General features: G+C 67.2%; 1 pseudogene. It reads left to right on the top strand.

What is annotated here, in order from left to right:
• Positions 1-116 precede the first annotated feature (116 nt).
• A pseudogene (locus tag ODJ79_RS46755) lies at positions 117-466 on the top strand (flagellin); the annotation flags it as partial.

Here is a 466-nt window from a genome sequence, read left to right on the forward strand (position 1 = left end):
AAAGGGCGAGGAAATCTCGGAGACTGCTCATGACCGTCGGCGACGAGCCGATTGACCCGGCGTAACACCACGGCTCACGGACGGGCCGGCCGGACCCTTCTCAAGGAGGAAAACCCATGGGTCTCCGCATCAACCAGAACATCGCCGCGCAGAACGCCTACCGGAACCTGTCGATCACCGACAGCCAGATGTCCAAGTCCCTGGAGAAGCTCTCCAGCGGCTTCCGCATCAACCGCGCCGCCGACGACGCCGCCGGCCTCACCATCTCCGAGGGCCTGCGCGCGCAGATCGGCGGTCTCAAGGTCGCCGTGCGCAACACCCAGGACGGCGTCAGCGTCGCGCAGACCGCTGAAGGCTCGCTCAACGAGGTCACCTCGATCCTGCAGCGCATGCGTGACCTGTCGGTCCAGTCGGCCAGCACCGGCGGCACCGACGCCACCGCCGCCGCCGCGGCCCAGAAGGAAAT

It is taken from the genome of Actinoplanes sp. KI2, from assembly GCF_025630775.1.
GTDB lineage: Bacteria > Actinomycetota > Actinomycetes > Mycobacteriales > Micromonosporaceae > Actinoplanes.